The sequence below is a fragment of the Sphingobacterium kitahiroshimense genome, assembly GCF_025961315.1.
In the GTDB taxonomy this organism is placed as follows: domain Bacteria; phylum Bacteroidota; class Bacteroidia; order Sphingobacteriales; family Sphingobacteriaceae; genus Sphingobacterium; species Sphingobacterium anhuiense.
On record NZ_JAOQNK010000001.1, the window covers coordinates 1950930 to 1964515 of the forward strand.

General features: G+C 35.7%; 14 protein-coding genes. 3 read left to right on the forward strand and 11 right to left on the reverse strand.

From position 1 onward, the window contains the following. Positions 1–111 precede the first annotated feature (111 nt). Positions 112–1308, reverse strand: coding sequence for an enoyl-ACP reductase FabV (fabV, locus tag M2265_RS08905; protein WP_132772906.1), 1197 nt, complete (start codon positions 1306–1308; stop codon positions 112–114). A 172-nt stretch (positions 1309–1480) separates the two neighbouring features. Between fabV and M2265_RS08910 the strand changes: the two genes are divergently transcribed. Further along, positions 1481–2404 carry a multidrug resistance efflux transporter family protein gene (locus M2265_RS08910; protein WP_132772908.1) on the forward strand — a complete coding sequence of 308 codons (924 nt, stop codon included), beginning with the start codon at positions 1481–1483 and terminating at the stop codon, positions 2402–2404. Here the strand turns inward: M2265_RS08910 and M2265_RS08915 are convergent. The 4 genes from M2265_RS08915 to M2265_RS08930 all read right to left on the reverse strand — a co-directional run bounded on the left by M2265_RS08915 (position 2401) and on the right by M2265_RS08930 (position 5632). Further along, positions 2401–4182: an ABC transporter ATP-binding protein gene (locus M2265_RS08915; RefSeq protein ID WP_132772910.1), complete on the reverse strand. Its 1782-nt coding sequence runs from the start codon at positions 4180–4182 to the stop codon at positions 2401–2403. The genes M2265_RS08910 and M2265_RS08915 overlap by 4 nt on opposite strands. A gap of 128 nt (positions 4183–4310) precedes the next feature. Then, positions 4311–5105 carry a S1/P1 nuclease gene (locus M2265_RS08920; protein ID WP_132772911.1) on the reverse strand — a complete coding sequence of 265 codons (795 nt, stop codon included), beginning with the start codon at positions 5103–5105 and terminating at the stop codon, positions 4311–4313. 67 nt (positions 5106–5172) lie between these two features. Further along, a complete protein-coding gene (locus tag M2265_RS08925) occupies positions 5173–5496 on the reverse strand; it encodes a DUF4268 domain-containing protein (protein WP_243655499.1) in 324 nt (107 codons plus the stop codon). Beyond that, the gene (locus M2265_RS08930; protein WP_243655500.1) at positions 5480–5632 is read right to left on the reverse strand and encodes a DUF4268 domain-containing protein; all 153 of its coding nucleotides are present in this window, start codon (positions 5630–5632) and stop codon (positions 5480–5482) included. The genes M2265_RS08925 and M2265_RS08930 overlap by 17 nt, the downstream gene beginning before the upstream one ends. A gap of 134 nt (positions 5633–5766) precedes the next feature. Between M2265_RS08930 and M2265_RS08935 the strand changes: the two genes are divergently transcribed. After that, entirely contained in the window at positions 5767–6300 is a 534-nt protein-coding gene (locus tag M2265_RS08935; protein WP_132772913.1) for a lipocalin family protein, read from the forward strand. Here the strand turns inward: M2265_RS08935 and M2265_RS08940 are convergent. Next, positions 6297–6602 carry a hypothetical protein gene (locus M2265_RS08940; RefSeq protein WP_132772915.1) on the reverse strand — a complete coding sequence of 102 codons (306 nt, stop codon included), beginning with the start codon at positions 6600–6602 and terminating at the stop codon, positions 6297–6299. The genes M2265_RS08935 and M2265_RS08940 overlap by 4 nt on opposite strands. 81 nt (positions 6603–6683) lie before the next feature. Further along, on the reverse strand, positions 6684–8204 hold the full coding sequence (locus M2265_RS08945) for an OmpA family protein (protein WP_132772917.1): 1521 nt from the start codon (positions 8202–8204) through the stop codon (positions 6684–6686). Positions 8205–8425: 221 nt separating this feature from the next. On the opposite strand from M2265_RS08945, the gene M2265_RS08950 reads away from it, so the two are divergent. Further along, positions 8426–9838 (forward strand): alkaline phosphatase, encoded by a 1413-nt coding sequence (locus M2265_RS08950; RefSeq protein ID WP_132772919.1) that lies wholly within the window; start codon positions 8426–8428, stop codon positions 9836–9838. Between the two features lie 65 nt (positions 9839–9903). On the opposite strand, the gene M2265_RS08955 is transcribed toward M2265_RS08950, so the two are convergent. The 4 genes from M2265_RS08955 to M2265_RS08970 form a co-directional block, all read right to left on the reverse strand. Further along, positions 9904–10668, reverse strand: a complete 765-nt coding sequence (locus tag M2265_RS08955) for a TerC family protein (RefSeq protein WP_132772921.1) — start codon at positions 10666–10668, stop codon at positions 9904–9906. 30 nt (positions 10669–10698) lie between these two features. Beyond that, entirely contained in the window at positions 10699–11229 is a 531-nt protein-coding gene (locus tag M2265_RS08960) for an adenine phosphoribosyltransferase (protein ID WP_132772923.1), read from the reverse strand. Positions 11230–11231: 2 nt separating this feature from the next. Next, entirely contained in the window at positions 11232–12176 is a 945-nt protein-coding gene (locus tag M2265_RS08965; protein ID WP_132772925.1) for a ComEA family DNA-binding protein, read from the reverse strand. Between the two features lie 90 nt (positions 12177–12266). After that, on the reverse strand, positions 12267–13568 hold the full coding sequence (locus tag M2265_RS08970) for an efflux RND transporter periplasmic adaptor subunit (RefSeq protein WP_132772927.1): 1302 nt from the start codon (positions 13566–13568) through the stop codon (positions 12267–12269). Positions 13569–13586: the final 18 nt, after the last annotated feature.

Below are 13586 nucleotides of genomic sequence, written 5' to 3' on the forward strand. Positions count from 1 at the left end.
CAATCTGCAGAACAAAGCAATTTTCGACAATCTTTAAAAGTGTCATAAAATAGCATATAATAAATAAAGGCGACCAATGGTCGCCTTTATTTATTATATAATAGTAACAGCTTAAATGCTTGGTACGTTTACCAATTCATTTGTATCTGCATTATAGTCGATACCATCAAAATTAAAACCAAACAGGTTAAAGAATTCGTCACGGTAACCTTGAATGTCAGAAATTTCTGATAGATTCTCTGTACAGGCTTTTTCCCAAAGTGCCGCTACTTCTGCTTGAACATCAGCTCTCATTTCCAAATCATCTACACGGATACGACCTTTTTCATCCAATTGAACTTTACCGTCAGCTGTGTAAAGACGCTCTGCAAATAAACGTTGCATCTGCTCAATTGTACCTTCGTGAATACCTTTTTCTTTCATCACTTTGTATAGTAAAGAAATATATAAAGGAACAACAGGAATTGCGGAACTTGATTGCGTTACCAAAGCTTTGTTAACCGAAACATAAGAAACACCGTTAATATCTTTCAATAAATCGTTTAAAGCAGGTACAGTACCTTCTAAATCATCCTTCGCACGGCCAATTGTACCGTTACGGTAAATCGGGAATGTTAACTCAGGACCGATATACGAATAAGCCACTGTTTTAACACCATCTGCTAATACACCAGCTTCTTTTAAATCTTCAATCCAAAATTTCCAATCTTCTCCCCCCATTACTGCTACTGTATTCGCAATATCTTCTTCATTATCAATCGGATTAATCGTGATATCAGAAATCACACCAGTATGAAAATCCACTGTTTTATTTGTAAAAGGAACATCAATCGGTTTCAAAACAGAAGCATATGAAACACCTGTTTTTGGATGTGTCCGTCTCGGAGAAGCTAAACTGTAGATTATTAAATCAACTTGACCTAAGTCCTGCTTGATTAATGCTATAGTTTGTTTTTTGATTTCATCAGAAAAAGCATCACCATTGATACTTTTTGCATAAAGACCAGCCTCATGTGCTTCTTTTTCAAAAGCAGCAGTATTGTACCAACCAGCTGTACCAGGTTTCCCTTCAGCTGCCGGTTTTTCAAAAAATACGCCAATTGTTGCTGCTCCAGAACCGAATGCTGCTGAAATACGAGATGCAATACCGAATCCTGTTGATGCACCAATGACCAATACTTTCTTAGGGCCATTAGCAATTTCACCTTTAGATTTTACGTATTCAATCTGGTTTTTAATGTTTTTCGCAGTTCCTTCTGGATGCGAGGTTAAACAAATAAATCCTCTAGTTCTTGGTTGTATAATCATAATGATTAATTTTCTTACTCATGTTTTATTAAGGATGCAAAATAAACAAATTTTAGTAACAATTGATGCATAAATAAAGAATATCTTTTCAAGACATATCAGATAATCGGTCTTGACATTGTCCTATTCATTAATTACTTTAGAATTTACAAATCCTGATTCTTATATAAACATGCTCCTTACCACTAAATCAAAAGCACTTTCATTTGGTATATTAGCCTCATTATTTTTCGCCAGCACTTTTGTCCTCAACCGCATCATGGCAGTTTCGGGAGGTGGATGGCAGTGGTCTTCAGCCTTACGTTTTGTATGGATGCTACCGATATTGTTACTTATCGTTATTATACGTGGAAATTTAAAACAATTATTGATTGAAATGAAGAGAAATCTAGGGCAATGGTTGCTCTGGAGTACACTTGGATTTGGAATTTTCTATGCTCTGTTGACATTTGGGGCAAGCTATGGTCCTTCCTGGTTAGTTGCAGGAACCTTTGAATTTACCATTATTGCCGGTATGTTTATAGGTCATTTCATGCAACGTAAAGAAAATCGACAGCCATTTTCTAAAGCGACCTTATTTTTTTCCTGTATCATCTTTTTGGGTATCCTAGTCATGCAAATTTCTGAAGCTAAATCTACTCCGTTGTCAACAATATTGCTCGGAACTATTCCTGTACTAATAGCCGCAATTGCTTATCCTGTTGGTAACCGTAAAATGATGGCCTTAACAAAAGGCTCTTTGGACACGTACCAGCGTACATTGGGTATGACGCTCGCAAGCATGCCATTCTGGATTATTCTGATGTTCTTTGGCTTTCAGGAGCATGGACTTCCCGATGAAAGTCAATTGTTACAGACCTTATTGATAGCCTTATTTTCTGGTGTTATCGCAACGCTACTTTTTTTTAAAGGGACAGAATTAGTACAACATGACCATAAAGGACTTGCCGCCGTTGAGGCGACACAGGCTATGGAAGTGATTTTCACATTAATAGGGGAAATTATCATACTGCAAACTGCTTTCCCAAACAACTTGGCTATCAGCGGTATTTTACTTGTAGTAATAGGTATGTACCTGCACAGCAAAAACCATTAATGATTTAATGTTTTACTAATTTTATCCAAATTGAGACTATTAGCCATAGCAGAAAAGATCTTATAATAAGTGCCACGATGATCGTATAAATCTTCATGAATGCCCTTCTCGACTACCCTACCCTTTTCCATCACCACTATTTCATTGGAGTCTATAATTTGGGAAATACTATGAGACACAATAATAACCGTACGATCCTTTTTTATAGCATCCAAACTATTTTTTATTTGTTCGGTAGAAATGGCATCCAAATTCGCAGTAGGTTCGTCTAGAAAGATAATCGGAGGATTTTTCAAAAACAAGCGGGCAATTGCTATTCGTTGCTGTTGCCCCCCTGAAAGCAAATGAGCTCCAGAATCGTAACCTTGAGGCAACTCCATAATCTGTTCGTGAATGTAAGCTTCTTTAGCTGCCTTAACAATTTCTTCTTTACTACTCCCTATCTTTCCATATTCAATATTTTCAAAAATAGAACCTTTAAAAATATGGTTACGCTGAAGAACCATACCGATATTTTTTCTTAAAAATTTAGTATCATAGTTTTTAAGATCAACTCCATCTAATAAAATCCGACCAGCTGTAGGTTCATAAAATTTATCTAAAAGATTTATAACTGTACTTTTCCCTGCACCGCTTAATCCAACAAGTGCTGTGATCTGATTTGGTTTGATTTGAAAAGAAATATCTCTTAGTGCATGGGTTCCGTTAGGATATTCAAATGATACGTCTTCAATCACAATATGGCCTTTGATCTTATCTGGTATAAAAGTACCGCTTCCCTCAATCAAATCATCAGACTCCAATATTTCGAAAAATGATTCCGAGTAAATTAAAGCATCATTTACCTCATCATAGATACGATGCAGTTGACGAATCGGAGCTGAAACATTTGAAAATAACATAATATGAAACATAATCGCTCCAATTGTAATCTGATTGTCCAGCACCAGAAAAGCAGTTAAAACAATAATTGCAACAACTGCTATCTGCTCAATAAAATTCTTTAGACTATCAAAAATGAAACTCGTCTTTCGTGTTTGCATCTGATTTTCCGTCATTTCAAATTGAATCTTCTCATGACGGTCTGCTTCTTCAGGTTCGCGTACAAAAGATTTTATGACCAATATAGAGTCAATTAAATTAATGATTCTATTATTCTTGGATTCTCTATATTTTCGCATCTGCCGTCTAAATCCACTAAGTTTTCCAGCTTGTGTTTGACTGATGTAGAAATAAATTGGTATAACTGCGAGCCCAACCAATCCGACGTACACATTAGCCATAAACATACATACGAGCGCAACGATGGCATTCGCAAATAAAGGAAGGATATCGATAAAGAAATTCTGAACTAAACGTGTCAGCGAGCTAATTCCCGAATCAATCCGTGTCTGCAATTTTCCGCTTTCATTTTCTTCTGACGTATAAAAAGCCATTTTATACGTCAATATTTTTTCTACAATCTGTTGTGAAAAATCTCTTGCAATAAATATACGTAGTTTTTCACCGTAGAATTTCTGTCCAAACTGAATAAAGGAATAGACAATCTCTTTTACCAAAAGAACAGCAGAGATAATCCCGATCAAATGCATACCTCTAGACAGCGGTTCTTTAGCGACCATCAAGTCACTGATAGTATCTACCGTATATTTTAAGATGAAGGCATTAATCTGCGCGGCAAAAGATCCGACCAAGGTTAAAACTAAGGTATAAAAGATGAGGTTTTTATAGGGCTTGGCAAATGGTGTTATCTTCTTGAACAGTAGTGATATGGTCATATATTAAGGCGTAAAAATAAAAACGACAAGAAAATTCGTTGTATTAATCTGACAACAACAATAATACCGAAAATAAAAAAGGGAAATGAATACATTCATTTCCCTTTTTTATTTTATAAGACTAATGATTAACCAAAAACATCATTCAAGATTTTTGCCAAACGCAAACCACCTCTAAGCATACAATTTTCTGCTTTATAAATGTTGTTGTAGATATAGCTATAAGACAAGTTTGCGTTAAGCTCAACATCTGCATAGATTTTATCTGAAAGCTGATTTGACTCATACAACCAGCTCGCTAATGTACCACCTTGTACTTGCTTAACTTCATTTTTACTCAAAATATCCAGTACCGTTGCATATTCGGTATAGCTATACTTTTCACCATCGATCAAATCTGAATCCCATACGCGGTGTATATTAGATTTTTTTCCGAACCAGCTCACCTCAATTTTATTTCCACCTTGATCTTCGGCTCTACTTACGTGCATCGGCTGATGCGCATCACCGATTAAATGGATCAGCATGTATAGATTTTGTTTCTTTTTTTCAAGCGATAGCTCTTTTTCTGCAAATGATTTTTCCAAGCGCAACACCGTCTTGTATAAATTTTCTTCACTGGAATTTTCCATTGCTAACTGAAAATCAGCCCAAGGTAAGTGCGGATTAGTATTTATAAAATGAGAATTCCCTAATTTTTTAAATTCATCATGCGGATCAGACTTTATAAAATCACCCCAGTTGGCCCAATAAGCTAGTTTCTGATTGCCAATTATTTTTTGAATATTCTTTTTTGCTTTTTTTGTCAGATGACGTTCTGCGACCTCAGCAACAACACGATGTCCAGTAGATCCCCATGCGAATACGGAAGAAATCTGCAAAGTCATTGCGAGTACAATAAGACTTTTTAGTATATTTTTCATAAACAATACAATTTTAGCGCAAAGGTAAAAATTACATCCTCAAATAAAACCCTATTGACGTAATAATTTAACTTTTGAAAATTTCAAACCCATATTGGGCATCACACCAAAATTCATCGAGAGCAATTAACCTTGGTTTGAAAAATGATATTAGATCAGGCCAGTCTTCTTGTTTAAAAATACTTTTCCCCTCCATAGTCATATAGATCATACTCACAGATTTCCCTTGTTCATCTTCCACCTCCAGATCCCAGGTCCATTCCTCTCCTAGTATAGCTGTTAGAATGGTTTTGTACTCTTCAAACTGCTCCATCATGAGCTTACGCATTGATAGATCACGATGACTCCACTCGATTGCTATTAAAGAAAGACGTTTATCCGCTTCCATCATAAAGCGTAGTAATACCGGTTCTATAGTTTACCCAATTGATCTTCTCTCCATCAGCAGAGTTATTTAAAGCCATATACTGTCCAAATCGGGTCCAAAAAGTCTCCTTCAACTGTTTTACTTCTTCTCTTGAATACATGGTACTAAATTTTAAAATGACGAAATTACTACTTTTATTTTCATAAATGACTAAACATTCGTCTCCACTTTGGCGTTTTTATTGTATGTACCCATAGGAACAGCTCACAGATTTATGAACAAATCATCATTATTATGGATAAAAAAAAATCACTTCTCATACTCGCCGCTACCGCTGCCGTTACGTTCGCTTACAATGCGTTAAAACCAGTAAAATCCAAAGTCAAAGTCATCGAACCTTTTGACATAGATCGTTACTTAGGCAAGTGGTATGAAATAGCACGGCTAGATTTTAAATGGGAAAAAGGTCTGTCACAGGTTACTGCTACTTATAACAAAAATAATGATGGTAGCATTACGGTAAATAATCAGGGATTTCATGACCAAAAAAATAAATGGAAACAGTCAATCGGTAAAGCAAAGCCTATTGATTCATCAAAAAAAGCGGCTTTAAAGGTATCCTTTTTCGGTCCATTTTACAGTGGTTATCATGTAGTGAAAATTGATCAAGATTATCGATATGCACTTATTTTTGGAGACAATTTGGATTATATGTGGATATTATCCAGAGAAAAAACAATACCTGAAGCTATTAAATTAGCCTATTTGGAATATGCGCGTAAATCTGGTTATGCCATCGAAAACCTGGTTTGGACCAAACAAGATTAGCCAAAAATAGGTTTTAATACACCATAGTCAAGAGTTGGGTCTTGAGCAAAAACTCGAGCCAGCTCTTCACGATCTTCCTCCGTGATAATCCCACTAAGTCCCTTATTGTATAATTCAAGCAAATACAAGGAAGCCTCAAGCTTGTTTTCATAGGTTAAAATTGCACTTCCCACATAAAAATTTAATACCGATACTGCATATTCACCGAAAATGTCAAATCCAAATCCTGCGCCCGAATGTACTGCAAAACGCATATATTTTTCAAAGTCAGATTTTAAAATTTCCTTTAGCTTGTTTTCCATATCCGCAAAAATGCAATATTATAGTGAAATAAAAAAAAGGAGATGAACTTCGTTCACCTCCTTTTTCTGTTCCAATTGGACCTATCGTACGCTTATAGCAACGATACGATCCAATACGCGTTCCGCTTCAGGTGCATCAGCTGCTGCTTTTGCAAACTCAGAACCATAACCTTCAGCGCCAATAACCTGACTACTAGGCCCTTTTCCAATCAAATATACTTTAACTACCTCAGCGCGATCTGTAGATAATTTCTTATTAAAATCCTCATTTCCAGTTTTATCTGTATACCCGCCAATCTTTACAGTTGCTGCAGGGAAAGCTTTTAGAATTGCCGCTATGTTTTCTAATTGAACTTGACTTTCAGGAAGCACTTTAGCCGTACCTGTTTCAAAATTTAAATTATCAAAATTAAACCACTTATCTTTCAGTTCATCCTCGCTTAGCGCTTTGTAGTCTGTTTTTAGAAACTGCACCAGCTGATCTTCAATACCACCTTTATAGGCTTTTAACTTTACACCATCCGGCAAAATCACCTCTAAACTTTCGCGAACGACCGGAGTAACAGCAACAACAGTCAAACTTGTGTCTACAGCTGTTGTATTCATGCTATCGGTCACAACTACTTGATCTTTATCACCTTTACAGCCTTTCCCGAATAAGAACCAAAGAACAGCAATAATTACGATGGGTATTAATATTTTCCAAATTCCTCCACCGCCAGAAGACGGGGTTTCTGTATGTAATGGATCAACAATAGGGCCTGAAGGAGGAGGTGGGATAATAGGCACATGATCTATAGGAGGTACAATCGGAGGTGCTACACCCACGGGGGTATCATGATGCACAGGTGGCGGTGGAACAAGCGGAGGCGTTTCAATAGATAGCTCCTCATCTTTGGAAACAGCTTCATTTGTGACCTCTTCTGGGTGAGTTACTTTAGGTTCCTCTTTTGTAACTGGCACTGATACCAATATTGCTTCTACAGGCTTATCCGTAATACTGCTATCGTGTAATTCACTATCAGTAGAAGAGGATCTAATTTGATCCGCCTGAGCAAAAGAAGTTCCAAATGCCGCTAGTCCTAATCCTGAAGGCAATGCGGCTGTAAAATTATCCTTATTTTCATTTAATAATCGACCGATTGCACTTACATCCCAATTTGTTCCATTTTGTGTTAAACCCGAGAATACAGCAGGTAATGAAACACTTAATAACTTTTCAACAGTGGATTCATTGCCTCCAACAAGGCTGCCTAAGCTCGAAATAATTGAATTAAACTTGTCTCCAAAGATAGATTGTAAAAGGTCATTGTGATGAGGTTCAATAGGCTCTGCATCTACCAATCCATTAATACGTCCTGTTTCAGTATTGGTTTTTAAAAAGTCACCAAAATTAAAATCTCCATAATATTGTTTAGCTTTCTCTACAATTGCAGCTAAGCCAGTTCCTGACTCTTTTTGCAACCCTAAGAAAACAGTAGGAACAATTGCTCCAATAGCTGATTTCACTTTTTCTTTATCTTCCCCTACGGAATTACCGAGCTTAGATAAGACTTCATCATTAAAAAATTCTTTAGCAGAATTTAAAAGGTTAATTTCCATAATGTTCAAATTTTAGTTTATCCGTTACTTTAAGTTACACTTCACGATCAAGTGCTATGCTACAATTTCACCTTGTTGTAACAATTACATACCAAGAATTGTTTTAACACAATATATAATGCTGAATTTTAAAACTTAACATTAAACAAATATGGGTTTGCTATATTAGCCCATTAATATGATATTAAGACTATAAATACCAACATCAACTATTATTAAACATGATCAAACGTACACTCGCAACGACATTTTTCTATTTAGCATCACTATCTATTTTATTTGCTCAAAATAAACCTAAATATATATTCTATATGATCGGTGATGGTATGGGACTCAATCAGGTCAATTCTACAGAAGTCTATTTGGCAGACCTTGAAAATAGAATCGGTTTGAAACCTTTAGTATTTTCGCTTTTTCCTGTCGCTACTTTTGCCTCCACATACTCCCTATCCAATGGCATTACCGATTCGGCTGCTGGTGGAACTGCACTTGCTGTAGGGTCAAAAACTAAAAATGGTGTAATTGGAATGGACTCAACACAAACAAAACCTTTAAAAAGCATCGCTTATGCGGCTAAAGAAAAAGGCTTAAAAGTTGGCATCACCACGAGTGTGAGTATTGATCACGCTACCCCTGCATCATTCTATGCACATCAAACAAGTAGAAACAAATATTATGAAATAGCAACCGATATCGCCAAATCAAATTTTGATTTTTTTGGGGGGTCTGGCTTTTTAAATCATAATACGACAGCTTCTAAAGAAACTGCTACCCCTATTTTTACTTTATTTGAGAAATCAGGTTATACTTTGGCTTTCGGAAAATCGGATTATAATCGACTAAAAACAAAAGCTGATAAAATCATCTTAATGAACAATAAAGATACTGATCCCGAATCTTTAAAATTTGCAATTGATCAAAAAGATGGAGATCTCAATCTTAAAGAAATTACTGAAGTCGCAATTGAGTCGCTGACAAAAAATAATGACAAAGGCTTTTTCTTAATGGTAGAAGGTGGTAAGATTGATTGGTCCAGCCACAGCAATGATGCGGCAACTACACTGCATGAAGTAGTCGATTTCAATAACTCGGTACAGGCTGCTTATGATTTTTACTTAAAACATCCGGAAGAAACATTGATCATTATTACCGCAGACCACGAAACAGGTGGTATGACTTTAGGAAATGGAAGTAGCAATTTAAACTTCAAAGCCCTCGTAAATCAAAAAGTTTCTCAGGGAGAACTTTCTAAAATAATTACTAAAATACGTGTAGAACAACCTAAGACAACTTGGGAACAGATCAAAAGTGTACTTGCTGAGAATCTTGGTTTATGGACAAAAATTAAAGTCAATGAACGTCAAGAAAAAGCTATGTTCCAGGCTTATGAGAATAGTTTTATCAAACATGTAAACGCAACAGAAAAAAGCCTGTATGCGAATGACGAAAAACTAGTAGCTGAAGCTGTCAAAACATTAAATGAAGTCGCTAATATTTCATGGGCTTCTGGTAATCACTCTGCAGGTTACGTTCCTGTTTATGCAATCGGAGCTGGTTCTGAACTATTTACTCACAAAATGGAAAACACGGATATTCCTAAGAAAATCGCACAGGCTGCGGAATTAAGCTTATAATAAGCAACAAAAATGCGGGGGTAATCAAAAATGATTACCCCCGCATTTTTATTTTAAATCTTCATCTATTTATCATGCTGTTTATGCATTTGTTTTTTCTCACTTTTAATATTTAAAAATTCGACTAAAACAGAAAAAGCCATTGCAAAATAAATATAGCCTTTTGGAATATGCTGATCAAATGCTTCTGCTGTCAGCGATACCCCGATCAAAAGAAGAAAAGACAAAGCCAGCATTTTCACGGAAGGATAATTATTGACAAATTTACTGATCTGCTCGGAGGATAGTAACATGATAACAACAGCAATAATTACTGCCGCAACCATCACTCCTATTTGATCGACCATACCAACTGCAGTGATCACAGAGTCCAATGAAAAAACAATATCTAAGATTAATATCTGAAAAATTGTACTTAAAAAAGTTACGCCCTTTTTATTGACTGTATGTTCTTCTGTATGCCCGTCCATTTTATGATGTATCTCGGTCGTACTTTTATAAATTAAAAATAGACCTCCAATAAATAGAATCAGATCCCTACCTGACAATTCGAGATAACGAGACCAGTCCGGATTGTTGATACCAAAAGTAGTTGCAAGATTAATAAATGGTTCCGTCAAAGACATGATCCATTTAATTGAAAATAACAGAAGCACACGAGTCACTAATGCCAACATCAAACCTAACTGACGGGCTTTCTTTTGCTGTTCGGCAGGGAGTTTACCGCTAAGAATAGAGATAAAAACAATATTATCTATTCCGAGCACGACTTCCAGTACTGTCAATGTCAGTAGTGAAATCCAAATCTGTGGGTCTGAGATCCATTCCATAAAATATGTTGAGGGTTTTTATAAATTAAATTATTTATAATGTGCTAATGAAAAAACATGGGGACTAAACCGGGTTAATCTTCCCTGGCTATTTAAAAAATCTAGGCTGATGACAAAACAATATCCAGCTATTTCACCACCTAATTTTTCAATCAATTTACTTGCAGCCACTGCAGTGCCACCTGTAGCCAGCAAGTCATCATGGATCAGGATTCTACTACCTTTTGGAAAGGCATCTTCATGCATTTCTATAGTCGCCTGCCCATATTCAAGAGCATAAGACTCTGAAATTGTATGAAAGGGTAATTTGCCCTGCTTACGGATGGGAACAAAAGGAATCTTCAAACGATTGGCCAACATCATTCCAAACAGAAAACCTCTGCTCTCAATACCAGCAACAGCATCAAGTTTACAATCCTTTACCTGTTCTACAAAAGCATCAACCATCTCTTCACACAGCTGCGCATTTTGCAGTAACGGTGTAATATCCTTAAAAACAATTCCAGGTTTAGGGAAATCATATACATCCCGAATAATATGTTTTAATTTTTCTTCAAGCATCTTTAAAAGATTAAATACGGAGCAAGTTTACGCAAAAAATCATCATCTAATAAGATGACCTTTTTTAAATCTTCCAAATTACGAAAATGACCATGTTGATTTCTGTAATTGACGATTGCAGTACTTTGCTTAAAACTAATATAAGGATGTTTAGACAAAGACTTTACATCCAGCTCGTTAATTGTTAATTTTGAAACTGCATGATGAGGGCTAATCTTTAGAAAAGGAAGTATGGCATCAAATGTTTCAACAGGCAGCCCATAAATCTCTTTAATCTGATCAACAGATACAAAGCCACCCAGAGACTCTCTATATTTCACAATCCTTTTGGCAAAAGTTGAACCGATACCTCTTAGCGCTATAAAAGCAGTAGTATCCGCATTGTTTATGTCGACCTCTAATGGTTTTAATTTATTTTCAGCATTATTTGTAAACCAACCTGCACTATTTTTTTCTATATTTTGAACCTGATTTTTAACTGTCGTTGGTGCAATTTCAATATAATTTTCCAATTGCTTAAATTTAGCCGGAGAGATAGAATAGATCTTAGCTAAATCTTCCTTTTTATAAAATCGGCCTCCTTTTTCTCTATAATTGAGTATGACCTGAACCTGTTTCTCTTTCAATCCCAGTTTTATCCAGCCTGCTTTATCCAAACGATTGGGATCAAATCGAAATAAACTACCTTCACCCCCTTTATCATAAGGATCTTTATCCTTTTGATCTCCTAAAGACCGATAATCATTCGATTGATCAACACCTGTTGTATCATTTTCAACAGATGTAAAAGCCTGAATATTGTAACTTTCTAAATTTAAGTCGGATTTACTAAAAAAATTGGCTATAAAAGGAAAACTGAACAGGAATAGCATCAATATACTCAGTACAAAGAATCCATTCTGTTCAGTTCTTGAGAACTTGAAGTATTTAAAAAACTGACGTAGCACAATAATTTAGTTTTCATTTAAAATACATAAAATTTAAATAAAACAAAACTAAATAATCTGAAAACCAGATAAATACTACATCAAAAAACGTTATAAACTATTTTTATCTACTTTTTCTACTTTACTATCGTTCTTTAAAGTTTTAGAAATAGCATCAAATGGCCTTGAGACAACCTCATCACCTTTTTTAAGACCCGATAAAATTATAATATTTTTATCGTCCTGAATGCCTGTTTTCACAACGGTTTGTTTAACCAGTCCATTGTTAAAAACAAATACATATTCTTTCAAACTGTCTGTGCTTAAACTATCTGCTCCTGTACCATTTCTTATGGTAACAGATTGTATTGGAATAGCCAACCCCTTCTGATGTTTAGTAAAGATCTGTACTGTTGCAGATAAACCTGGTTTAAAAGGAGAGGCACTATTCTCCTTAATTAAATCCTCATAAGAGCTCAATTGTATACGTACTTTGACATTAAAGTTTGTAACCTGCTCGGTTGATGAACCAGCAGTCACTGTAGCAATATTTTTAGATGAAGAAGCAATTTCAGTAACGATACCTTTAAATTTACGATCTTGATAAGCGTCAACTTCAATCTCTGCTTCGTTTCCTACACGGACACGATTAATATCATTTTCATTCACATCTACATTGACCTCCATAGCGTCCATATTGGCAATACGCATGATTTCTGTACCCGCCATCTGTGCCGTTCCAACAACACGCTCGCCTAACTCAATAGATAATAATGATACTACACCGTCACTTGGCGAATAAATTGTAGTACGATCTAAATTATCTTTTGCTTCTTTGACAGTTGCCTGAGATTGGTCTATACCAAATTTCGTAGATAATACAGTCTGTCTTTGTGCTTCAATAGCTGCTAAAGTTGAGTAGTATTCTGCCGAGCTTTTGTCCATTTCAGCTGCTGAGATTACTCTTTTGTTAAACAATTCAAGATTTCTCTTGTAAGTTGCTTCAACATTACTAAAATTAGCTTGTTGCTGTTTTAATTGTTGTTGTGCAGCTGCCAGATTTGCTTTCTGAGAATTCAAAGTCGCAATAGACCGTTCATAACCCGATTGCAAGATATCAGGTTTTATACGACAGAGAACTTGTCCCTTTTTCACTAAATCACCTTCTTTAATATTCAGTTCCACAACTTCACCAGATACCTCAGAGCTCAATTTAACTTCAAATTCTGGTTGAATTTTACCACTTGCAGAAACCAGCTCATTGATATTCATTTCCTTTACAGGATCTACAGCAACTTTAACGATATCCCCTTTTCCGAACCATCCCAATTTGCTGCCAACTAAAACCAATATTAATATAACGACTGCACTTATTAATATGATTTTTGGTAATTTACTTTTCTTTTTAGCCATTTCAGATTTTCATTAAGG

What these genes read in the sequence shown, in the direction of transcription:
- fabV (WP_132772906.1), bottom strand. Translation starts at nt 1,308, where the DNA reads ATGATTATACAACCAAGAACTAGAGGATTTATTTGTTTAACCTCGCAT.
- M2265_RS08910 (WP_132772908.1), top strand. Translation starts at nt 1,481, where the DNA reads ATGCTCCTTACCACTAAATCAAAAGCACTTTCATTTGGTATATTAGCC.
- M2265_RS08915 (WP_132772910.1), bottom strand. Translation starts at nt 4,182, where the DNA reads ATGACCATATCACTACTGTTCAAGAAGATAACACCATTTGCCAAGCCC.
- M2265_RS08920 (WP_132772911.1), bottom strand. Translation starts at nt 5,105, where the DNA reads ATGAAAAATATACTAAAAAGTCTTATTGTACTCGCAATGACTTTGCAG.
- M2265_RS08925 (WP_243655499.1), bottom strand. Translation starts at nt 5,496, where the DNA reads ATGATGGAAGCGGATAAACGTCTTTCTTTAATAGCAATCGAGTGGAGT.
- M2265_RS08930 (WP_243655500.1), bottom strand. Translation starts at nt 5,632, where the DNA reads ATGTATTCAAGAGAAGAAGTAAAACAGTTGAAGGAGACTTTTTGGACC.
- M2265_RS08935 (WP_132772913.1), top strand. Translation starts at nt 5,767, where the DNA reads ATGGATAAAAAAAAATCACTTCTCATACTCGCCGCTACCGCTGCCGTT.
- M2265_RS08940 (WP_132772915.1), bottom strand. Translation starts at nt 6,602, where the DNA reads ATGGAAAACAAGCTAAAGGAAATTTTAAAATCTGACTTTGAAAAATAT.
- M2265_RS08945 (WP_132772917.1), bottom strand. Translation starts at nt 8,204, where the DNA reads ATGGAAATTAACCTTTTAAATTCTGCTAAAGAATTTTTTAATGATGAA.
- M2265_RS08950 (WP_132772919.1), top strand. Translation starts at nt 8,426, where the DNA reads ATGATCAAACGTACACTCGCAACGACATTTTTCTATTTAGCATCACTA.
- M2265_RS08955 (WP_132772921.1), bottom strand. Translation starts at nt 10,668, where the DNA reads ATGGAATGGATCTCAGACCCACAGATTTGGATTTCACTACTGACATTG.
- M2265_RS08960 (WP_132772923.1), bottom strand. Translation starts at nt 11,229, where the DNA reads ATGCTTGAAGAAAAATTAAAACATATTATTCGGGATGTATATGATTTC.
- M2265_RS08970 (WP_132772927.1), bottom strand. Translation starts at nt 13,568, where the DNA reads ATGGCTAAAAAGAAAAGTAAATTACCAAAAATCATATTAATAAGTGCA.